Source organism: Micromonospora andamanensis (genome assembly GCF_016863495.1).
In the GTDB taxonomy this organism is placed as follows: Bacteria; Actinomycetota; Actinomycetes; order Mycobacteriales; family Micromonosporaceae; genus Micromonospora; species Micromonospora andamanensis.
This window is the reverse complement of sequence record NZ_BOOZ01000059.1, coordinates 1-20,822: the sequence shown is the minus strand read 5'-3', so window position 1 is coordinate 20,822 and position 20,822 is coordinate 1. Positions and strand designations below refer to the sequence as shown.

Annotated in this window: 17 protein-coding genes; 4 read left to right on the top strand and 13 right to left on the bottom strand. The window is 71.4% G+C overall.

Features of this window, described 5'->3' with window-relative positions; translation table 11 throughout:
* Positions 1-17 precede the first annotated feature (17 nt).
* The 7 genes from Van01_RS29535 to Van01_RS29510 all read right to left on the bottom strand — a co-directional run bounded on the left by Van01_RS29535 (position 18) and on the right by Van01_RS29510 (position 7,944).
* The gene (locus Van01_RS29535) at positions 18-2,258 is read right to left on the bottom strand and encodes an ATP-binding protein (protein ID WP_239099379.1); all 2,241 of its coding nucleotides are present in this window, start codon (positions 2,256-2,258) and stop codon (positions 18-20) included.
* Between the two features lie 150 nt (positions 2,259-2,408).
* On the bottom strand, positions 2,409-3,860 hold the full coding sequence (locus tag Van01_RS29530) for a hypothetical protein (protein ID WP_204014547.1): 1,452 nt from the start codon (positions 3,858-3,860) through the stop codon (positions 2,409-2,411).
* Positions 3,857-5,221, bottom strand: coding sequence for an MFS transporter (locus Van01_RS29525; protein ID WP_204014544.1), 1,365 nt, complete (start codon positions 5,219-5,221; stop codon positions 3,857-3,859). The genes Van01_RS29530 and Van01_RS29525 overlap by 4 nt, the downstream gene beginning before the upstream one ends.
* Complete coding sequence (locus Van01_RS29520) at positions 5,176-5,916, bottom strand: sulfotransferase family 2 domain-containing protein (RefSeq protein ID WP_204014541.1); 741 nt, start codon at positions 5,914-5,916, stop codon at positions 5,176-5,178. The genes Van01_RS29525 and Van01_RS29520 overlap by 46 nt, the downstream gene beginning before the upstream one ends.
* A gap of 4 nt (positions 5,917-5,920) precedes the next feature.
* Positions 5,921-6,397 (bottom strand): glycine-rich domain-containing protein, encoded by a 477-nt coding sequence (locus Van01_RS29515; RefSeq protein WP_143697003.1) that lies wholly within the window; start codon positions 6,395-6,397, stop codon positions 5,921-5,923.
* Between the two features lie 82 nt (positions 6,398-6,479).
* A complete protein-coding gene (locus tag Van01_RS33600) occupies positions 6,480-6,611 on the bottom strand; it encodes a hypothetical protein (protein ID WP_275410415.1) in 132 nt (43 codons plus the stop codon).
* A gap of 241 nt (positions 6,612-6,852) precedes the next feature.
* Positions 6,853-7,944 (bottom strand): DNA glycosylase AlkZ-like family protein, encoded by a 1,092-nt coding sequence (locus tag Van01_RS29510; protein WP_204014539.1) that lies wholly within the window; start codon positions 7,942-7,944, stop codon positions 6,853-6,855.
* A 172-nt stretch (positions 7,945-8,116) separates the two neighbouring features.
* On the opposite strand from Van01_RS29510, the gene Van01_RS29505 reads away from it, so the two are divergent.
* Both Van01_RS29505 and Van01_RS29500 read left to right on the top strand, forming a co-directional pair.
* Entirely contained in the window at positions 8,117-8,719 is a 603-nt protein-coding gene (locus Van01_RS29505) for a DUF998 domain-containing protein (RefSeq protein ID WP_204014537.1), read from the top strand.
* Between the two features lie 91 nt (positions 8,720-8,810).
* Entirely contained in the window at positions 8,811-10,661 is a 1,851-nt protein-coding gene (locus Van01_RS29500; protein ID WP_204014536.1) for a thiamine pyrophosphate-requiring protein, read from the top strand.
* A gap of 131 nt (positions 10,662-10,792) precedes the next feature.
* Here Van01_RS29500 and Van01_RS29495 read toward each other — a convergent pair whose 3' ends face one another.
* The 4 genes from Van01_RS29495 to Van01_RS29480 all read right to left on the bottom strand — a co-directional run bounded on the left by Van01_RS29495 (position 10,793) and on the right by Van01_RS29480 (position 16,061).
* Positions 10,793-12,982: a transglycosylase domain-containing protein gene (locus tag Van01_RS29495; RefSeq protein ID WP_204014535.1), complete on the bottom strand. Its 2,190-nt coding sequence runs from the start codon at positions 12,980-12,982 to the stop codon at positions 10,793-10,795.
* Positions 12,983-13,274: 292 nt separating this feature from the next.
* Complete coding sequence (locus Van01_RS29490; RefSeq protein ID WP_204014534.1) at positions 13,275-14,081, bottom strand: hypothetical protein; 807 nt, start codon at positions 14,079-14,081, stop codon at positions 13,275-13,277.
* 395 nt (positions 14,082-14,476) lie between these two features.
* Entirely contained in the window at positions 14,477-15,586 is a 1,110-nt protein-coding gene (locus tag Van01_RS29485; RefSeq protein ID WP_204014533.1) for an SPFH domain-containing protein, read from the bottom strand.
* A gap of 4 nt (positions 15,587-15,590) precedes the next feature.
* A complete protein-coding gene (locus Van01_RS29480; RefSeq protein ID WP_204014531.1) occupies positions 15,591-16,061 on the bottom strand; it encodes an NfeD family protein in 471 nt (156 codons plus the stop codon).
* Between the two features lie 84 nt (positions 16,062-16,145).
* Here Van01_RS29480 and Van01_RS29475 point away from each other — a divergent pair, with 84 nt between their 5' ends.
* Positions 16,146-17,465, top strand: coding sequence for a serine hydrolase domain-containing protein (locus tag Van01_RS29475; protein WP_204014530.1), 1,320 nt, complete (start codon positions 16,146-16,148; stop codon positions 17,463-17,465).
* 115 nt (positions 17,466-17,580) lie between these two features.
* Here Van01_RS29475 and Van01_RS29470 read toward each other — a convergent pair whose 3' ends face one another.
* Both Van01_RS29470 and Van01_RS29465 read right to left on the bottom strand, forming a co-directional pair.
* Positions 17,581-18,906 carry an AI-2E family transporter gene (locus Van01_RS29470; RefSeq protein WP_204014528.1) on the bottom strand — a complete coding sequence of 442 codons (1,326 nt, stop codon included), beginning with the start codon at positions 18,904-18,906 and terminating at the stop codon, positions 17,581-17,583.
* A gap of 75 nt (positions 18,907-18,981) precedes the next feature.
* Positions 18,982-19,794, bottom strand: a complete 813-nt coding sequence (locus Van01_RS29465; RefSeq protein WP_204014526.1) for a DUF3097 domain-containing protein — start codon at positions 19,792-19,794, stop codon at positions 18,982-18,984.
* 204 nt (positions 19,795-19,998) lie between these two features.
* Here Van01_RS29465 and Van01_RS29460 point away from each other — a divergent pair, with 204 nt between their 5' ends.
* On the top strand, positions 19,999-20,793 hold the full coding sequence (locus tag Van01_RS29460; protein WP_204014524.1) for an Rv1486c family protein: 795 nt from the start codon (positions 19,999-20,001) through the stop codon (positions 20,791-20,793).
* Positions 20,794-20,822: the final 29 nt, after the last annotated feature.

Below are 20,822 nucleotides of genomic sequence, written 5' to 3'. Positions count from 1 at the left end.
GCGGCCGTGCGGCGCGGTCAGGGGGGTGAGAGCCGCGACAGCACGCGATGGGCGTGCTCGGCCGCCGGATCGCCGAGGTCGTCGAGGATCTGTGCCGCCCGTCGCCATGCCTCGACCGAGCGGATGATGTCGCCCATCGCCTCGCGGGCCTCGCCGAGTCGCTGAAGGGTCTCGGCCTCGTGGTAGCGGTCGGCGGACTCCCGGAACAGCGCGATCGCCTCTTCGTAACAGTCGGCCGCCCGATCGTGCTCGCCCAGCCGGGCGTGGGCGAAGCCCAGGCTGTCCAACGTCGCGGCCTGGCCGTTGTGGTCGCCGCTGGCGCGCTGCTGGGCTAGCGCCTCCGTGCAGCTCTCGATCGCCCGTGGATAGTCGCCGGTGGCGGCGTAGAGCCAGCCGACCGCGTTCAGGGCCCGCGCCTCGCCGGCGCGGTTGCCGACCGAACGGTACAACCGCAGCGCCTCCTGTCCACGGTGGAGCCCTTCCTCGGGGCGCCCCCGCATGTAGCAGACCTCGGCGTGGTTGTGCAGTGTCAACGCCTGGCCGGTCGGGTCGTCAAGTTGCCGGTGCAGGTCCAGGGCGCGCAGCAGCCTCTTCTCCGCCGCGTCGAGGTCGCCGAGGCGGGTCTCCGCGCGGGACAGCAACCGGTTCGCGACGGCCTGGCCGGTGAGGTCGTCGACGCGTTCGGCCGCGGCGAGCGCGATCTGTTGGGCGGCGCGCTGATCCCGCCAGAGACCGCGCGGGGCGAAGAAGGTGGTGAGCGCCCAGGCCAACTGCCAGGCGTACGTCTCGAAGCCGGTCTCGGCGGCCTGGCGCACCGCCCGCAACAGCACCTGATGTTCGGACGCGAACCAGCCGAGCGCCGCGTCGTGGTTCTCCGCCGGGGATCTGACGTTCGACGGTAGCGGGATGATCGGCTCGATCGCCGGCCACTGCGGCTGGATCAGCACCGCCGGCGGGTAGGAGCTGTGCAGGTAGTAGTCGTACAGCCGGTGGCGTGCCTCCCGCGACTCGTCGGCCTCTCCGACGGTCCGGGTCAGTTCGGCCGCGTACGCCCGCAGCAGATCGTGGAAGGCGTAGCGGCCGGGCAGGTGCTCGGTCAGCAGGTGCAGCCGGGTCAGCTCGCGCAGCGGCGGCGCGACGCTCGCCGGGGTCTCCCCGGCGAGCGCCGCCGCGGCCTCGGCGGTCAGGTCCGGTCCGGGGTGTAGCCCCAGCAGGCGGAACAGGCGGGCGGCCGGTCGGCTCAGCGCCAGGTAGGACCAGGAGAAGACGGCGCGTACGTCGCCGTCGGCCAACGCGTCAAGCATCGCCTCGTCGGGTCGCAGGCTGGCGGCGAAGGCGTCGAGCGGAAAGCCGGGATGCAACGCCACCCGCGCCGCCACGATCGACAGCGCGAGCGGCAGCCGGCCTGTCGAATCGATGATGTCGGCCGCGGCAGCCGGCTCGGCGGCCAGTCGGCGGGCACCGAGCCGGCTGGCCAGCAGGCTCATCGACTCGGTGCTGGTGAGCACGTTGAGCCGGATCGGGTGCGCGCCTTCCGCAGCGATCAGCCCGGACAGCTCGTCCCGGCTGGTCACCACGACCACGCAGCCGCCCGTGCCCGGCAACAGGGGTCGCACCTGCGCCGTGTCGCGCGCGTTGTCGAGCACCAGCAGCATGCGGCGGTCGGCCAACAGGCTGCGGTGCAGTCCGACACGGTCCTCCAGGCTGGCCGGTATCCCGGTGGCCGGTACGCCGAGCGCCTCGAGGAAGCCACGCAGGGCGTCGCTCGGATCGACCACGTCGGCCTCGTCGTAGCCGCGCAGATTGACGTAGAGCTGACCTTCGGCGAACCGGTTGGCGGCCCGGTGTGCCCAGTGCAGGGCGAGCGCGGTCTTGCCGACCCCGGCCATCCCGGAGATCGTGAAGATGGCCACCGCCGGCTGTTCTCCCGGCTCTGCGTGGTGACCGGAGTCCAGGGTCTCCAGTTCGCCACAGCGGCCGACGAAGCCCGGTACGGCCAGCGGAAGTTGCTGCGGTCGTTCTCCCGCCGGCCCGGCCAGGTCGGGGTCGGCGGCGTGGATGAAGTCGGCCCGGTCGGTGGCGGACAGCTCGAACGCTTCGGCGAGCAATCGGACCGTCGACGCGCGCGGCCGGGCCACCCGCCCGCTCTCCACGTCCCGGATGCTGCGTACCGCCAGGCCGGTGGCGGACGCGACATCCTCCTGGGTCAGTCCGAGCCGCCGCCGGTGGGCCGTCACCATCTGACTAAACCGGGCCATGCCCATCCACTCATGGCTTGCCGGGTCCGAAGTGGACCCGTCAGCCTCTCGACTGGGAAATGGATGTCCGGTGATGGTTTCTACTTGATGGCGTACGCCTTGTCGAGTCGTGGTCCGACGGCCGGGACGGTGGGCAGGCCACCGGGGTGGTCAGGAGTTGATCATGTTGTCGGCCAGGTTCTCCGCCACCGCCTCCAGGCTCACCTGTGGTGCGGCCCACCTGTCGATCGCCTCGGTCGCGGTGTGGGAGACGCCCACCCGCCAGTGCTCACGCAGCCACCGCCCGGCCCGTGGATCACCTGGCCAGTCCGGACCGATCTCGTGGGCGAGCAGGTGGGCGACGGACGTGCCGAACTCCCAGGAGCGCAGCCGGGTGGCGCTGACGAAATCGCCGCAGAGCACGTCCAGGTACTCGATCGGACCGGGCCGGGCGCCGAGGTGCTCGGCCATCAACTGGTCGTACCGGGCCCGGAGTTCCGCCGGGGTGGTCGGGCGGCGGGCGGCGTCGACCGCGAAGAGCAACCGGACGCACTGCGCCCGCGTGACGATCAACAGCCGCTGCGCGGTGTCGTGGCCCAGCGCCGTCGCGGTGCGCCCGGGGAACGACCGGTCGAGCCAGCCCCGGTGCAGGAAGATGTTCTCGGTGACCACGCCCCAGCCCTCGACCAGGCCCTCGTCGCCCATCCGGCGGCAGTCGACAGGCAGTTCCGAGCCCGTGTACGCGAAGTGCAACGCATGCCCCACCTCGTGGAACAACGGTCGGCAGTCACCCACCCCGCCGCCGGCCGAGACGGCGACGACGATGTCGTCGGGCACCCGCACCGGCAGGCAGTACGCACCGGGCACCTTGCCGGGGCGGGCTTCGAGGTCGAGCCGGATCCGTGGAGCGAACTCCAGACCCAGCTCACTGACCAGGAGGCGGAGCAGCGGTAGGCAGGTCGCCAGGTCCACCGGGTCGGCGAAGGTGGTGCGTGCCGCGCCGATCAGCTGAGCGACGGTGAACGGACCGGCGGCGAACAGGGGGCGCCGGATCGACTCGTACCGCACCCGGGTCGAGTCGAGGAATCCCCGCGCCTCGCGCTCCAGCCGGCCGAGGTCGTGCCGCTGCACCCGGTCGGCGTAGTCGATCAGGTCCCGGTAGCCCGCCGCGGTGACCACGGCCAGTCGTCGCTGCTGCGCTTCCAGCCACAGTGGAGCGACCTCCCGGTCGTACAGCTCGTGCAGGTGGTCCCGCGGGGCAGCCGCGTCGCGTGCCGCGAGACGTCGGGCGCGGGCGAGATCCATCCGGGTGCCGTTGGCGTCGGTGACGGTCACCGCCTTCTCCCGCTCGGCGATGCCGGCGTGCAGCGGCGCGGTTTCCGCTTCGATCAGTGCCTGGAGCACCAGACCGACGAAGGGGCGTCCGGCGCCGTCGGCGAGGCCGGCGGTGCGCAGCGCGGTGACCGTGTCCGGCCGGAAGATGTCAGGCCACGCCGCGTGGATCTTCGCCGGCTCGAACGTGGTGGCCTCGCCCAGGCAGTACCGTGCCTCGGCGGTGGCGAGCGTGTCCAGAATCGTGGCCACCGGGGGCCTCAGCGAGTCGATCAGAGGGTGGGTGCTCATCGGGATGCCCCTTCTGCTTGCGCCCGCCGCGACAGCATCGCGATCGCCACCGCGACCGGGACACCGGCCAGCATCAGCAGCTTGTAGGCGTCGACGTGAATCGGGCCGTAGGAGGCGGCGCCGAGGGTGGCGGTGGCGGCCAGCACCGCGCCGCCGGCCGCCGAGTAGAGCTGAAGCTTGGACGACGCGATCACGTCGCGCAGCGTGAACATCGCCCGGGAATGACGGTCGGGCACGGCGTCGTACCAGGTGGTCAGGTTGGCGTTGCCGTAACCGGCGGCGCAGACCGCGGACACCACGACGATGACGGCGAAGCAGGCGACGCTCGCCCCGCTCGCCCCGCCCTCGGTCGTCGGCACGAACACCCACAGCAGGCGGGTGAGCACCGTCCCGGCCATGGTGTGGACGATCAGGCGGTACGTGCCGATCCGGTGGGCGGCCCGGCTCCAGGCCAGCAGGCTGATCGGCGCAGCCAGTCCACGTACCGCGAGGATCACCGCCACGGTGCCGGCGGGGATGCCGAGGTGCAGCACGGCGTAGATCGCCAACAGTGGCGTCACCAGCACCGTGTCGAGAAGGAAGATGACGCTGAGTCGGCGGAGGGGACCGTCGGCGACCAGATTCGTGGCGGCGGCGCGCAGCTCGCCCAGGGCCTGGGGGTGCGTGCCGTCCGGCACCGGGGTGTGCGGCATGCGCCCCAGCGTCGTGATCGAGACGACGAGCAGCACCGCCAGCACCGCGAGCAGGATGCGGTACTCGGTCCGGTCGACCACGGCACCCGCCAGCAGGCCGAAGCCGAGCAGCAGCACCACGTTCAGCAACTGAGTGGCGAACTGCATCCGGGCGACGAACCGTGGCCGCCGGCCGGGAGACACGAGTGCCCGCATCCACGGGTGCCAGGCCACGCCCCAGCTGACCGAGATCGCCACCTCGATGGCGAGCAGCACCGCCACGAACGCCGCGAACACGGCCGGCCTGCCCCACCGGTCCAGGTCCGGTACCGCGGCGAGCAGGACCAGCAGGAGCAGCACGCCGGCGTATCCGAACCGCATCGTCCGCCGGAACCCGAGACGCCGGGGCAACCGCACCGCGAGCAGTTGCGCGGGCACGCTCAGCACCAGCAACCCCAACGCCATGCCCACCTGCGCCGGCGTGAGGCCGAGCGTCTGTACGCCGTACAACTGGACGAGGTCCGCGCTGAGCCGCCCGGTGGCGAAACAGAGCGGGACGATCACCATGTTCGCCACGATGGCGAGGCGTTCGACCCGCGGCTCGCCCGACGGCGCGGCGGTGGCCGGGGCGGACGTGCCGCCGGTCAGGTCCGTCCGAGTACCGACGGCAGGTAGCTTCGCGTCAACCATGTGTGCAGTTCCAAGTCCCGGGTGTTCGCGGCACGGAAGATGTCGATGGCCTCGGAGGGCAGCAGTCGCTGATCGTCGCGGTCGCCGCTGTTCAGGTGGAACGTCGCCGGCCGTTTCCAGGACAACAACTCGCCGAGCCGGGCCTGGCACTCGACGAACCGCTCGACGGTGCCGACGAAGGCGAAGTTCTCCTCGACCGCCTTCATCGCCAGCGCCAGGTCGTCGTCGGTGGTCTCGACGTTTGTCGTACCGGACAGGAAGCGCACCTGGTCGTCGCGGAACTGAAGCGGCAGGCCGGCTACGCCGACGGGCAGCCCGGCCTGAAGCGCGGCCCAGAGATTGCCGGTGTCGCGCTTGCGGTAGGCCCAGTACCAGTAGGAGACACAGCGGTCGACCGGCTCGCGCAGCATGGTGACGTACCGGACCGGCCGGTCGATCCTGCGATGGATGCCGACCGGCAGGTTGAGCGCTATCGCATCGTGGCGGTGCTGGCCCTCGACGATCTCCGAGACGATCTGCCGCACGTCATCGTCCGGACTGTCGACGGTTTTGGCCCCCGGCCCCCCGTTGCTTCTCCGGCCGGACACGAGGTACTGCCGGAACCGGCCGGGGTAGTTGTTCAGCAACGCCTCGATGATGCTGTTGCCGGCGTTCTTGTTGATGTGGACGTAGCACAGAAGCGGGTCGGACGTCACCGTTCTACTCCACGAAGTCGTAGATGTACTCGCCGAATTCGGCGTGGTATCTGTCCTGGGTCTGCTGCCAGGCGTTCGAGAGGTTCGTACGGTCGGCCGGTCCACGCGTGCCGAAGTACGGGAAGTGGTGGAAGTAGTAACCGAAGATCCGGTCACAGTGGGCGAAGTACGCGTGCGTGTCGAGGATATGACCGTGCCAGAACTCGTCGATGTCGATGTGTGGAGGCAGCAGCTCACCCTCGTACCGACGACGCAGGTACAACCAGTTCTTGTAGAGCCGCTCGTAGTAGTCCGCGCGGGCCGGGCTCCATTCACTGCCCAGCACGTCGCGTCCCTGGGTGAGCCGGTGCTTGAGCGGCCCGAAGTCGATGGCGTCGATGTACCGCCGCACCTCGGCCAGGTCGGCGATCCGGTTGGTGGAGGTGTCGTGGGGAACCTCCCAGCGGAGTTCCTCGGCGGGCTTGACGACGATTTCGGTCATTTCGCAGCCAATCTCGGTCGGTCGAGCGGAATCGGCGGTGATGGTCCGGGCCGGCATCGCCGACCCGGACCACCGGCTCACATCAGACGGCCTGGTCGCAGCACATCACGCGGGTCGACGGCTGGCGGACCTCGGCGGCCTCGGCCGAGTCCTCGACCTCGGGGGTGGCCTGCTCGGTGATTTCGGTCTCGACGACCTCAGTGATCTCCGACATTGCGCTCTCCCTTCCTGATGCCCGCGCCGCGGTCGCTTACCGGTAGGCACGAACAGGTGTTGGATGGCCCGCTGTGGAAGGTCCCGTTGACGAGAACGTCACCCGCAGCGGTTACCAGGAACGCTATTTCCACGCCGGGAGACGGATCCAGGAGATTGACCGGCAGTTGACCGGCAGGTCCCTGATGGACCGGGCGCACGCGCCGACGCCGGACCGCGCACGTACCGACCACCCGTGGCGGCTACAGCACCTCGGATCGGCTGGTCGCCAGGCCCAGCCAGGTGGCGAGAGCGTCGATCTCGGCGTCGACCTCGGCGGTCATCGCCCGGGTGAAGGGGACGTCCTGGTGCAGGGCGTTGACCACCAGGACACCCGCCCGGCGGTCCGCGGTGGCGTCCAGCTTGCCGACGAGCCGGTCGTGATGGAGTACGGGCAGGGCGAAGTAGCCCCACCGACGCTTTTCCCGAGGCTTGTACATCTCCAGGAGGTACTCGTAGCCGAACAGCTGCTCGGTCCGTACCCGGTCGTGGATCAGCCTGTCGAACGGCGACAGCAGCGCGGTGCGCCCCTCGAACGGCAGCCCGAGGTACGTCGGGTCGACCCGCCAGGTCCCGGGCACGCCCTCGACCACGGCCTCCTCCCCCGCGACGCCGACGAACGGTGACTCGCCCGGGGCCAGCGTGCCACCGGAGCGGGCGATGCCCAACGCGGCGAGCCGACGCCTGTCCCGCAGCCGGGCCGCCTCGTCCGGATCGAGGTCGGGCAGGTCGACCGGGTACACCCGTTCGGGCAGATCCCAGTAGCGCTGCCGTCCCTTCCGGCCGGAGATCGCCACCTGGCCCTGCCGGGCCATCAGTTCGAGCATCTTGGTGACGTTGCGGTTGCTGGTCCAACCGCTCGACGGCCACGGCACCACACTGGTGTCCGGGATGTCCCGGGACAGCAGCGGACCCCTCGCCGCCAGGAGCGCCAGGATGTCCCGACGGAAGGACTCGTTCTGCTCGACCCAGGCTCGGGCGGACTGATGGGTCGCGGCGCGGGACTCGGCGATCACCGCGGGCAGGTCGCCAGGCGTCCGGATGTACGCCACGGTCTCGACCAGCCTGCGCTCGACCTCGATCGCCCTGGTCAGCTGCGCCGGATCGTAGGCCGGACCGAGCCGGCTCCACAACACGAGATCGGCACTGGGCGCGATGGCCGCGGTGGGGTCGAGTTGCAGGATCGTGAGGCGCTCGACCACCTGCACCAGGTCGCTCGGGCGCGGCTCGGCGAGCAGTTGGGCGTGGATCGCGATCCGGCGGGCTTCGTCCCGCGTCAGGCGGTGGGCGACCATGCCGCCGACCCTACCCACCTGACCTCCGTCGGCTGCGACGCGACCGCCCCGCACGACGGCCATGCCAGGCAGGCACGACGGGCCGCATGACCATCGGCACTGGGCCCGCCGCCGGCTCGACGGGTGTACTGGGTCGACGGAGACTCCGGTCCGCTTCAGGAAGAAGGCTCGCGTGACCTTGTGGATGGGTGCCGCCGGCGCGGCGCTGTTCGTGCTGGTGTTCCTCGTCGACGGCGGGAGCCGACCGGACTACTCACCGGTGCGTCATCCGGTAAGTGCCCTGGCACTGGGCCGACGCGGCTGGATCCAGACGGCCAACTTCATCGTCGCCGGCACCGCGATCACCGTGGCCTCGCTCGAACTGGTCGTCGCGGGCCCGGGCGTCCTTATCGGTGTGGTTCTCACCGTGTTCGGGCTCAGCCTCGTCGCGTCCGGGGTGTTCCCGATGGATCCGATGCTGGGCTACCCGCCGGGCGCTCCGACCGGGATACCGGAGCAACACAGCACCGCGCATCGGCGCCACGATCTCGCCGGGGCCGTCGTCTTCCTGTCCCTGCCGGTCGCCGCGGCAGCCGGTGCGTTCACCCTGCCCGGGATGGCCTGGAGAGTCGTCTCGGGTGGTGTCGCCCTCGCCCTGTTCATCGGGTTCGGCTGGTTCGGCAGGGCGTGGGAGCAGACCTCGCCGCGCCTCGGCCTCATCCAGCGCGCCGTCATCGTCACCGGATGGGGCTGGCTCGCCGCGCTCTTCACCTGGCTGGCCCTGCGGTCAGGCTGACCGGAACATGTCCCGATCGGGTGGTTTCGTTCATGTCGGACCGGGGATGCCGGGCCACTCCGTCCGCAGCCCGACCCGGAAAGGCGCACCGATGAGCGCAGACCACGTCGGCACGCTCGTGCCGGCCGACCCGTGGCCGCTGCCCCGCGAGGCCACCGTCGCGGACCACATCGTGCAGCGGCTCGCCTGCTGGGGCGTACGCCGCTACTTCGGCTTCCCGGGCGACGGCATCAACGGGATGACCTCGGCCCTGCAACGGGCAACCGAGCACACGCAGTTCGTCCAGGTACGGCACGAGGAGACCGCCGGTTTCGCCGCCTCGGCGCACGTCAAGTACGGCGGCGGACCGATCGGCGCGGTGCTGGTCACCAGCGGCCCCGGTGCCATCCACGCGCTCAACGGGCTCTACGACGCGAAACTGGATCACCAGCCGGTGGTGGCTCTGGTCGGGCACACCGCGCTCACCGCCGAGGGCGGCGGCTACTACCAGGAGGTGGACCTGCTCGCCCTCTACAAGGATGTGGCGGCGGCGTTCCTGGCCCAGCTCGACCACCCGTCCCAGGTACGCCACCTGGTGGACCGGGCCTGCCGGACGGCGCTGGCCCGGCGTACGGTCACCGCTCTGGTGCTGCCGCTCGACGTGCAGGACCTGCCCGCGGTGCCCAACCCGCCGCACGCGCACGGTTTCTACCACACCAGCAGCGTGCCGAGCAGCGGCCCGACGGTGCCGCCGGAGGCGGACATCCGGCACGCCGCCGAGGTGCTCGGCAGCGGCGAACGGGTGGCCATGCTCGTCGGCCAGGGCGCGCTCGGCGCCGAGAACGAGGTACGCGAGATCGCCCACCGCCTCGGCGCGGGGGTGGCGACGGCGCTGCTCGGGTTCACCGCGGTGGACCACCGGGAGCCGTGGGTGACAGGCGCGATCGGGCTGCTCGGCACCCGACCGAGCTGGCAGTTGATGAACCAGTGCGACCGGCTGCTCATCGTCGGCAGCAACATGCCGTACTCGGAGTTCTACCCGCCGCCCGGGCAGGCGCGGGCGGTGCAGATCGACCACGACGGCACCCAGCTCGGTCTGCGCTACCCGACCGAGGTGAACCTGACAGGTGACGCCGCACCGACGCTGCGGGCCCTGCTGGCCGCGCTCGGCCCGGACCCGGGACCGACCCGGTGGCGACAGACCATCGCGGGGGCCACCGCCGCCTGGCGGCAGTCCCAACGGGAACTGGCCGAGCAGAACGCCAACCCGGTGAACCCCCAGTTGCTCTTCGCCAACCTCAGCGACCGCCTGCCCGACGACGTGATGCTCGCCGTCGACTGCGGCACCACCACCGCCTGGTACGCCCGGCACATCAGGGTCCGCCCAGGGATGCTGGCCAGCCTGTCGGGCACGCTGCTGTCCATGGGCGGCGCCATGCCGTACGCCCTGGCGGCCAAGTTCGCCCACCCGGACCGCCCGCTGGTGGCCCTGATCGGTGACGGCGCGATGCAGATGAACGGGGTCAACGAGCTGATCACCGTGGCGAAGTACTGGCAGGGCTGGGCCGATCCACGGTTCGTGGTGCTGGTGCTCAACAACCGGGATCTGGCCTTCGTCAGCTGGGAGCAGCGCTCCACCGAGGGCACCCCGATGTTCCCGGACAGCCAGCAGCTGCCCGACATCGCGTACCACCGGTGGGGTGAGGTGCTGGGGCTGCGCGGCGAGCTGGTCGACCACCCGGACCAGGTGGCCGACGTCTGGGACCGGGCCCTGCGCGCCGACCGTCCCACGGTGATCAACGCGCTGGTCGACCCCGCAGAGCTGATGATGCCCCCACACTTCACCGCCGACCAGGCTCGCAAGACCGCCGCCGCCATGTTGCGCGGCGACACCGACTGGGCCGGCATAGTCCGCCGCGGCATCCCCAGCGTCCTCACCACCTACCGCCCCCGCCGCCCCTGACCCACCCCAACCACCCCACCCACCCTGTTGATCATGAGGTTGGCGGCAGTCTCAGAGATCAAACTTGCCGTCAACCTCATGATCAACGGGATATGACCCGGAGGGAGGGGTGGGGGCAGGGGTGGGTGGGGTCAGCCGCGGTTTTGGAGCCAGCGGCGGAGGTCGGACAGGGGGTTGTCGGGGGTGCGGCGAGGGTCGGGGAGCGGGTCGCGTTCGACCGGGCGGCGGGGGGTGCCGACGAGTTCGCGGCTGGGCGGGGTGAATGCCTGTGCCGGCTGGCCCTCGACGGCCGTGCCGATGATCCGGGCAACCGCGTCGATGACCCGGGCCTGCACGGCGGCACCTACCGAGTCGGTCGGGTCGTCCGGGTTCGCGGCGATACCGGCGACCGCGACCTGCGGGGTGTACCCGACGAAGCTCTCCGTGGCGGCCTGGTCGGAGCTGCCGGTCTTGCCGGCCACCGGCCGGCCGTCGAGGATCCGGTTCACTGCGGTGGCGGTGCCGCCGTTGCACTGCCCGAAGGCGGATTGCTGACCCACCGGGCAGCGCGCCGCGTCGGTGGCGGCGCGGGCCACGTCGGCGTCGAGCACCCGCCGGCAGGACGGGTCACCGACCGCCAGCCGCTGTCCGTCCGGCGCGGTCACCGACACCACCGGCAGCGGCGCGCAGTACGTCCCCTCGGCCGCCACAGTGGCGTACGCGTTGGCCAGGTCGAGTGGCGTGGTGGCGGCCACGCCGAGGGTGAACGCGCCCCAGTCGGCCGCGTCGTTGACGGCGAAGTCGGCGTCGGACTCGGCGCGGAAGGTGATGCCCAGGCGCTGCGCCATCTCGACCACCTTCTCCGGCCCGACCTGCTCGGCCAGCCAGACGAAGTAGGTGTTGACCGAGCGGCCGAAGCCGTCCCACATCATCCGGTAGCCGTCCATCCACTCCGGGTTGGAGTTGCCCGGGCACCAGCGACCGTCGCAGCTGCCCTCCCCCTCGGCGGCGTACCGGGTGGGCAGTCGGCTGGGCGCGTCGAACCCGGTGGACAGCGTCCGCCCGGACTCCAGCGCGGCGAGCATGGTGAACAGCTTGAACGTGGAGCCGGCCTGGTAGCCGGCGACACCGGCGCCACCGGAGATCAGCGGGTTCACGGTGTTCGGGTAGTTGACCTGCCCGTCGGGGTTGTCGTCGAGGCTGTAGTGGCGGTTGACCGCCATCGCCAGCACGCGACCGGTGCCGGGCTCGACAGCGGCGACCGGTACGGCACGCGGGTTGTCGTACCCGTAGATGCCGGTGGCCTGACGCTGCGCGGTGGCCTGGATCTGCGGGTCCAGCGTCGTCACCACGCGGTAGCCACCGCGCCGTAGCGCCTGCTCCCGTTCCTCCACAGTGTCGCCGAACTCCGGCTGGGCGACCCACCAGCGGCGCAGGTAGTCGCAGAAGAAGCCCCAGCCGTCACGGCCGCTGGTGGTGGCGGCGCAGCCGTTGGCCTGCTCGCTCGGGTCCAGCGTCAACGTCTCGGCCCGGGCCTCGGCGGCCTGATCGGCGGTGATCGCCCCGGTCTCGACCATGGAGTCCAGCACGTACCCCCGACGCTCCAGCGCCGCGTCGGCGTCGCCGTCGATCGGGCTGTACGCCTCCGGCGACTGCACCAGGCCGGCGAGCAGCGCCGCCTCGGCGAGGGTCAGGTCAGCCGGCGCCTTGGAGAAGTAACGCTGACTGGCCGCCGCCACCCCGTACGCCCCGGAACCGAAGTACGCGATGTTGAGGTAGCGGTTGAGGATCTCGTCCTTGCCGAGGCGCTGCTCCAACGCGTTGGCGTACCGGATCTCCTGGAGCTTGCGCCCGATCGTCGGCTCGGTGGCCGCGGCCCGCTCCTCCGCGGTACGGCTCGGGTCGGTCTTCAGCACGTTGCGGACGTACTGCATGGTCAGCGTGGAGCCCCCCTGCCCGCTGCCCTCGGTCACGTTGCTGACCACCGCCCGGAGCATGCCGCGCAGGTCGACGCCACCGTGGTCGTAGAAACGCCGGTCCTCGGCGGCCACGATCGCCTGACGCATCACCAGCGCGATCTCCGCCAGCGCCACGTCCGTGCGGTTGACGTCGTAGAACGTGGTGATCAGCGTCTTGCCGTCGTTGGCATAGAGGTAGGAGCGCTGCGGGGTGGCCGGGGTCCGCAACGCGTCCGGCAGCGCGGCGTAGTTCCCGAGCGCCGCCTTCGCGGCGAAACCGAGCAACAGGTTGCCCGGCAGCGCGGCGACCGCCAGGACCAGGCCAGCGAGTACGCCGGCCAGCACGACGGTGAACAGCCGCGACAGCGGCGTAGGGGTGGCCATGGTCCCCAGGATTGCCGCGAAAGCCACAGTCCGGCCACCACAATTAGCTAGTTGTCAGGCAATTCACCGCCATTTGCCAGCCACCGCCACGCTTGTCAGTCGAGGGATCGCCGGATTCAGCCACACTCCCGGACACCCGGGACACCCGGGACACCCGGGACACCCGGGACAGCCGGGACAGCCGGCCGCAGGACGGACGACCGGGCACGGCGACGGTCAGCAACGTTCGGCCGCCGCGGGACGTCGGCAACCCGGAACGACTACCGTCGCCGGCAGTGGATCGGCGGTTACCTCAGGCCGTTCCCAGCGGGCCCGCGCCCGGTCCCATCGGCCCGACCGGGCCGGCGGTGGCGACGCTGGCGCTTGTCGCGTCGCGGAGGATCTCCCGGGGCATCAGGCGACCGGAGCGGTAGCAGATGCCGATGCCGGCGATCAGCACGAAGATCGCCCCGAAGGTCTGCAACGAGCCGATCAACGCGCCGCCGAGGCCGAGCAGCGGGCTGGCGATCATCAGCATCGTCCCGTCGCCGATGCTGAACATCCCCGAGCGGGCCACCGCCCACCCGGTGAGCAGCCAACCGGCGGTGTAACAGGTGGCGCCGACCAGCACCAGCGACCGGGCGGTGGTGCCGAAGACCGGGGTCTGCTCGGCGAACCCCGCGAAGGGCAGCATGAGCACCGTACCGGCGATGCTGACCAGCAGACCGGCCACCGCCGCGTGCCGGCTGCGGGTGGCGGCGAGCAATCCGGTCAGCCCGAGCAGGGCCAGCAGGCCGAGCCAGACCGCGGCCACCCAGCCGATCAGGTACAACGCCCGCCCGTCGGCCGGGTACGGGTCGTTGCCCACCCCGCCGTCGCTGGCCATCGCCACCGCGCCGTAGAGGATCGCGTACGCGGGCAGCAGCCAGACCGCGGCCCGGGCCAGCCGCCGCAACGACCAGGCCCAACTGGCGTTTGTGGCGGGTCCGGGCGGTGCCGGCTCGTCGACGAAAGGGAGTACGCCGAATCCCCCGCCGGTACGCCGGGTGCCGATCGGCCCCTTCGGGTCGTGGGCTCCGGGCACCTCCGGCGTGGACCACAGCCGCCGCACCGGCTCCATGCGTCACCTCGCTCATCCACGAGCGGTGCCGGGACACGCCAAGGCGCCCCGATACCTGGTCACCACCCGCACTAGGACCGATGGTGGCAGCCGTCAGGGCGCCTCATGAGGCTTTTTCGCATTTGGCCCGGGCGCTACTCGACCCGGCGGGCGAGCCGGCCGGTCACCTCCACGAGTTGCGGCGAACCGGGCCCTCCCACCGGGCGGAAGCCGCGACTTGCGGCATCCGGGGCCGAGAGGCAGACCGGGACCGAGAGGCAGACCGGGACCGAGAGGCAGACCGGGACCGAGAGGCAGACCGGGACCGAGAGGCAGACCGGGGCCGAGAGGCAGACCGGCCCGGACCCGCTGGAACGGGTCCGGGCCGGTCTCGGCCGGTCAGGCCGACGCGGGGGTCAGCCCCGCTCGCGCTGGTCCGAGGTGTCGTTGAGCAGGCTCGACGGGGAGACCGGCTCCGGCGCCGGCAGCCCCTGCGGGCTGTTGCCGCCGGTGGCCTGCGCCTCTGCCACGCGTACCTCGTTGTGGATCTCCTCGGCCGCGAGCGCGGCGGCCTGCGCGGCCTCCGCGGCCTCCCGCTCGACGGCGCTGGCGTCGTCGGAGGCCTCCTTGCTCGGCGCGTCACCGACCATCTGGCTCAGCCCACCGAGCGCACCGCCCATGCCCTCCAGGGCCTTGGTCAGCTCGGCCGGCACGATCCACACCTTGTTGGCCGTGCCGTTGGCGATCTGCGGCAGGGCCTGAAGGTACTGGTAGGCGAGCACCTTCTGGCTCGGGTTGGCCTGGTGGATGGCGTCGAACACGGTCCGGATCGCCTTCGCCTGGCCCTCGGCCTGCAGGATGCGGGCCTGCCGGTCACCGTCGGCGCGCAGCACCGCCGCCTGCTTCTCACCCTCGGCGGAGAGGATCTGCGACTGCTTGTGACCCTCGGCGTTGAGGATCGCGGCCCGCCGGTCCCGCTCGGCGCGCATCTGCTTCTCCATCGAGTCGCGGATGCTCGGCGGCGGCTCGATCGCCTTGATCTCCACCCGGGTCACCTTGATGCCCCAGCGGCCGGTGGTCTCGTCCAGCACGCCGGAGAGGTGTCGGTTGATCTCCTCCCGGCTGGTCAGCGCCCGCTCCAGGTCCAGCGAGCCGATCACGTTACGCAGCGTCGTGACGGTCAGCTGCTCGATCGCCTGGAGGAAGTTGGAGATCTCGTAGGTGGCCCGAACCGAGTCCACCACCTTGAAGTAGAGGACGGTGTCGATCGACACGACCAGGTTGTCCGAGGTGATCACCGGCTGCGGCGGGAAGCTGACCACCTGCTCACGCATGTCGACCTTGGTACGAACCGCGTCGACGAACGGAACGAGGATGTTCAGACCAGGGTTCAGCGTGCGCTTGTACCGGCCGAGCCGCTCGACGACGTCCTGGCGCTGCTGCGGCACGATCCGTACCGACTTGGCCAGGGTGACCACCGCGATCAGTGCCACTGCTATCAATAGGGCGGGAACTACGAACTCCATCCGTTCACCTTTCCGCTTCGGGTAGCTCACCGGGAGTAGAGACGTCCCGCCAGACCAGGGCTACCGCTCCCTTGACCTGGATGACCTGCACCCGCTCGCCGGGTGCGAAAACCTGCGTGGCGTCGTAGGCGCGAGCGGTCCACACCTCGCCGTCGATCTTCACCATGCCCCGGTCGGCGTCCACGGCCTCCAGCACCAGAGCGGTCGAGCCCTCGATCGCCTCGATCCCGAAGGTCGCGTCGCTGCTGTCGGAGCTCGTCTGTTTGTGTCGTTGGATGACCGGTCGCGCGGCGAAGACGGTGAGCGCGGAGACGACCGCGAAGACCACCGCCTGCACGGCCACCGGCGCGCCGAGCGCGGCGGCACCGGCGGCGGCGAACGCGCCGACCGCGAACATGATCAGAAACAGGGTCGCCGTGAAGATCTCAGCGACCGCCAGCACCACACCCAGCACGATCCACAGCACGGCATCCACGTAACGATCGTGACATGTCGGTGCACGTGTCATCGAACTGTCATGATCTCAGAGCCGCGACCACCGACACCGAGGGAGACTTTCGTGCCCCTGCGTCCCGAAACCACCAAGCAGATCGACACCCTGGTGGCCGACACGCAGTCGGCCGGCCACGTCCCTTCGCTGATCATCGGCGTGGTCCGCGACGGGTCGCTGGCACACCTGGCCGCGGCGGGCACGCAACCACCTCCCGATGCCGACCTCCAGTACCGCATCGGCTCGATCACCAAGACGATGACCGCCGTGCTGGTCATGCAGGAACGTGACGCCGGCCGGCTGGCGCTGGACGACCCACTGCGGCGGCACCTGCCCGAAGCCGCCGCGGCCGGCGCGGTCACCCTGCGGCAGTTGCTCGGGCACGCCGGCGGCCTGCAACGCGAACCCGACGGGCCGTGGTGGGAACGCAACGAAGGCGTCGACCTGACCACCCTGCTGACCGGATTCACCGCGACGAAGATCGCGTACCCGCCGCACCGTTTCTGGCACTACTCCAACCTGGCGTACGGGCTGCTCGGTGGGGCACTGGAGCGGCTCACCGGGACGCCCTGGGCGCAGTTGGTACGGGAACGGGTCCTGTCGCCGCTCGGCCTGCACCGCACCACCTACGCGGCCACCGAGCCCTTCGCCAGGGGTTACGTGGTGCACCCCTGGCACGACACGCTGCGGGAGGAGCCGCGTACCGACAGCCTGTCGATGGCGCCGGCAGGTCAGCTGTGGTCCACCATCACGGATCTGGCCCGCTGGGCGGCCTTCCTCGCCGACCCCGATCCGGCGGTGCTGGCCCCCGCCACTCTCGACGAGATGTGCGCCCCGGTGATCCTCAGCGACCTGGACTCCTGGCGCGGCGGGTACGGTCTCGGGCTCCAACTCACCCGCGAGGGCGACCGGGTCCACGTCGGGCACGGCGGTTCGATGCCCGGATACGTCGCCACGCTCGCCGTGCACCGACCCAGCCGCACCGGCGTCGTCGGCTTCGCCAACTCCTACGGCTTCCGCGTCGGCGGCATCGGGGCGCTCGGCCACGAGATCCTCACGCTTGTGCTCGACGCCGAGCCGACTCCGGCCCGGCCGTGGTCGCCGGCCGAGGCACCGGCACCGGCCGGCCTGGCCCCGTTGACCGGCCGCTGGTGGTGGATGGGTACCGCGCTCGACGTCAGCTGGGACGGGGCCACCGGGGAACTTGTCGGCACCCTGCGCGGCGACCGGACCAGCCGTTACGCCCCGGACGGCCCCGACCGGTGGCGCGGCGTCAGCGGCATCGAGAACGGCGAGGTGCTGACGGTGCTGCGCGACGAGGGAGGCCGTCCGGTCGCCCTCGACATCGCCACATTCGTCTTCACCCGCACCCCCGACGACGAGCCCTGATCAGCCCGCCCGCCGAACCGGTTCGGCGGCCGACTACCCGGCCGCCGAACGGGGCGGCCGGTCACCCGACCGGCTCGCCCGGCCGGGGACCGGTGACCAGCCCCGCCGGCACCTGTCACGGCGCGGTGGAGCGGACCACCACCGCGTCGGGCACCTGTGGCGTCGGCGTCGGCGGCACAGGGGTCGATGGCGTCGGCACCGGGGTCGATGGCGTCGGCGCCGGTGGCGTCGGCCGCTGTCGGGACAGACGGCGCACCGCGGTGTTGAGAACCGCGATGAGCGGTACGGCGACGAGCGCCCCGACGATGCCCTCCAGCACCACTCCGGCGGTCACCGCCAGCACCACGGGCAGCGGATGCAGGGCCACCGCCCGGCCCATGATCCATGGTTGCAGGACGTTGCCCTCGACCTGTTGGACCACGACGACCGCACCGAGGATGATCAACGCGGTGACCCAGCCGCCGTCGACCAGGGCCACCAGGACCGCGACCGCGCCGGAGAGTGTCGCGCCGACGATCGGGATGAACGCGCTGAGGAACACAAGCGCCGTCAGCGGGAAGGCGAACGGCACGTCGAACAGCACGAGGGCGATGCCGATGCCCACCGCGTCGATGAACGCCACGAGCACCGTGGCGCGTACGTAGGCGACAAGGGTCAGCCAGGAGGCACGGCCGGCGTCGTCGACCCGCCAGCGGGCGGCGACCGGGAACATCCCGACCAGGAACCGCCAGATCCGGTCCCCGTCCCGGAGGAGGAAGAAGGTGGCGAAGAGCACCAGCAGCGCGCCGGTGAACACCTCGACCACGGTGCCGGCGGTCGCTATCGCGTTGCTCGTCAACGCCTGCGAGTTCTCGTTGATCCAGTTCTGCCCGGACTCGATGTACCTGTCGAGCTGCCCGTCGGAGAGTTTCAGCGGGCCGTCGCGCAGCCAGTCCTGGATCTGCCCGATACCGGCCGAGGCGCTGGAGCTCAGCTCGGGCAGGCCCCTGATGAACTCGTTGACCACGAGCGTCAACGTGCCGACCACCGCGGCCAGGCCACCGATGAGCACCACGGCGGTGGCCAGCGTACGGGGGAACCGGGCGCGCAGCAGCCAGCCGACCGCCGGGGCCAACAGGGCGGCGAGCAGCAACGCCACAAGCAGCGGGACGATGACGACGCGGATGGCCCCGAAGACCCGCAGCAACGCCCAGCCGACGAGGCCGATGACGATGAGCCGCCACGACCAGGCGGCGGCGATCCGTAGCCCTCTCGGCACGTCCGCGTCGTCGCGGCTCGTGGTGGACACGGCCCCGTCCTCCGTCGACGTCACCGGTTCCGGAATCAGCCGATCCCGCTCGGCTCGCCGCGCGTCTTCCCGCTCACGTGCCGTACGCACCGACTCACGACCCGTCGCGTACGCCTGATGCAACCGCTGCCGCAGCTGCCCGAACCGGCTCACGTGCGTACCCCCGGGGTGGTAGGGATCAGGTCGTTCACGGTAACTGTCGACGGCCTCGCCGGTGTGCTCGGCGGGTCAGTCCGGCTCGGTCACGAAATCGATGAGCCGTTCCATCGCGTTGATCAGCGGCGTCTCCACGTCGGCGAAGCTGTTCACCCGGGACAGGATGTGCCGCCACATGTCGGCAGGTCCGGCGACGCCGAGCGCGGCACAGACACCCTCCTTCCACGGTCGCCCGGGTGGCACCACCGGCCACGCCGCGATGCCCACCGCCGCCGGCTTCACGGCCTGCCACACGTCGACGTAGGGATGGCCGGTGACCAGGACGTGTGGCGAGTTGACCCGGGCCACGATGCGGCTCTCCTTGGAGCCGGGGACGAGATGGTCGACGAGCACGCCGAGCCGGCGGTTCGGGCCGGGGCCGAAATCGCGTACCTCGGCGTCGAGGGCGTCGATTCCGGACAGCGGTTCCACCACCACGCCCTCGACGCGCAGGTCGTCGCCCCAGATCCGCTCGACGAGGGCGGCGTCGTGCACGCCCTCGACCCAGATCCGGCTGGCCCGGGCGACCCGGGCGCGTACCCCGTCCACCGCGACGGAGCCCGACGCGGTGCGCCGCCGGGCCGCCGGCACCTGTGGCCGGGTGGGGCGACGCAGGGTGACCGGCCGGCCGTCGAGCAGGAACGCCGCCGGCAGCAGCGGGAAGTTGCGCCGCCGGCCGTGCCGGTCCTCCAGCACGACCGCACCGGCCTCGAAGCCGACGACGGCCCCGCAGAAGCCGGAATCGGCGTCCTCGACCACGAGATCCGGGTCGGCCTCGACCTCCGGGGTCACCTTCCGCCGCCGCCAGTCCCCCGCCAACACGTCCTCGCCGTACCTCCGCCCCATCCCGCCACGCTAATCCCGCGCCCCACCCACCCCAACCCCGACACACCCCACCCCTCCCACCCGCTCGCGATCATGCAGTTGTGGCACGTGACAAAAGCCGTGAACATCAGCCAATCACCCACCACAACTGCATGATCGGCGCGACGGGGAGGTGGGGGCGCGGCAGTCGAGACACGGACGGGCGTCACCACGTACTCTTTCGGCATGTCCACCCCCGCTGCGGGTGCGGCCATCCTCGCGCCGCGCCGGTCGAGCCGGTTCGTTGCCTGGGTGCGCGCGTGGCGCGCCGGGCTGGTGCCCTTCGACGAGGTCGCCGACGCGGTCGCCGGCACCGAGGAGCACCTGGTCGCCGACGCACCCGGCACCTGGACGGACGTGCCGCTGCGGGAGGCGTTGCCCACCCTGGCCAAGCTCTCGCCGGACGAGATCCGGCTGGTGCTGCCGGCGCCGGGTGACCCGCGCGGGCTACCCGGCCCGGGTGATTTCGCAGGTGCCGCGCTGCTGGCCGGCGAAGCCGTGATCGCCGGCGCGCTCGGGCTGATCCCCGAGGTCCGCGTGCACACCTCCGGCTCCGGCGACACCTTCGAGACGGTGCTCTGGCGGGTCCACCCGCTGCCGGCGAACGCACCCGCCGCCTGCCTCACCCTGCCCGGGGCCGCCGAGGCGGAGGCGGAGCTGGCCGCCGCACTTGCCGACACCACAGCCGCGCTCACCCGACTCGACGTGGCGCAGTGGCGTCCGGAACTGGCCGGTGCCCTGGAGGCGCTGCGCCGTCCCGACGGCACCACCGACCTGCCCCCCGGTTTCGATCCCCGGTCCCGGCGGCTGTTCGCCCGCGCCGCCGTACTCGACCGGGTGCTCGCCCTGGCCGGACACGCGGCCCCCGGCGGGGCGGTCAACAACTACGAGGCCCAGCAGCGCGACGCCGCCCTGCGCCCGCTCACCGCCGCCTGCCGCCAGGCCCTCGTAGCCGCCTGCAACGCCCCCCTCCGCCCCTAACCCCACCCCCACCCCCACCCCCACCCCCA

What these genes read in the sequence shown, in the direction of transcription:
- Van01_RS29535 (WP_239099379.1), bottom strand. Translation starts at nt 2,258, where the DNA reads ATGGCCCGGTTTAGTCAGATGGTGACGGCCCACCGGCGGCGGCTCGGA.
- Van01_RS29530 (WP_204014547.1), bottom strand. Translation starts at nt 3,860, where the DNA reads ATGAGCACCCACCCTCTGATCGACTCGCTGAGGCCCCCGGTGGCCACG.
- Van01_RS29525 (WP_204014544.1), bottom strand. Translation starts at nt 5,221, where the DNA reads ATGGTTGACGCGAAGCTACCTGCCGTCGGTACTCGGACGGACCTGACC.
- Van01_RS29515 (WP_143697003.1), bottom strand. Translation starts at nt 6,397, where the DNA reads ATGACCGAAATCGTCGTCAAGCCCGCCGAGGAACTCCGCTGGGAGGTT.
- Van01_RS33600 (WP_275410415.1), bottom strand. Translation starts at nt 6,611, where the DNA reads ATGTCGGAGATCACTGAGGTCGTCGAGACCGAAATCACCGAGCAGGCC.
- Van01_RS29510 (WP_204014539.1), bottom strand. Translation starts at nt 7,944, where the DNA reads ATGGTCGCCCACCGCCTGACGCGGGACGAAGCCCGCCGGATCGCGATC.
- Van01_RS29500 (WP_204014536.1), top strand. Translation starts at nt 8,811, where the DNA reads ATGAGCGCAGACCACGTCGGCACGCTCGTGCCGGCCGACCCGTGGCCG.
- Van01_RS29495 (WP_204014535.1), bottom strand. Translation starts at nt 12,982, where the DNA reads ATGGCCACCCCTACGCCGCTGTCGCGGCTGTTCACCGTCGTGCTGGCC.
- Van01_RS29490 (WP_204014534.1), bottom strand. Translation starts at nt 14,081, where the DNA reads ATGGAGCCGGTGCGGCGGCTGTGGTCCACGCCGGAGGTGCCCGGAGCC.
- Van01_RS29485 (WP_204014533.1), bottom strand. Translation starts at nt 15,586, where the DNA reads ATGGAGTTCGTAGTTCCCGCCCTATTGATAGCAGTGGCACTGATCGCG.
- Van01_RS29465 (WP_204014526.1), bottom strand. Translation starts at nt 19,794, where the DNA reads ATGGGGCGGAGGTACGGCGAGGACGTGTTGGCGGGGGACTGGCGGCGG.
- Van01_RS29460 (WP_204014524.1), top strand. Translation starts at nt 19,999, where the DNA reads ATGTCCACCCCCGCTGCGGGTGCGGCCATCCTCGCGCCGCGCCGGTCG.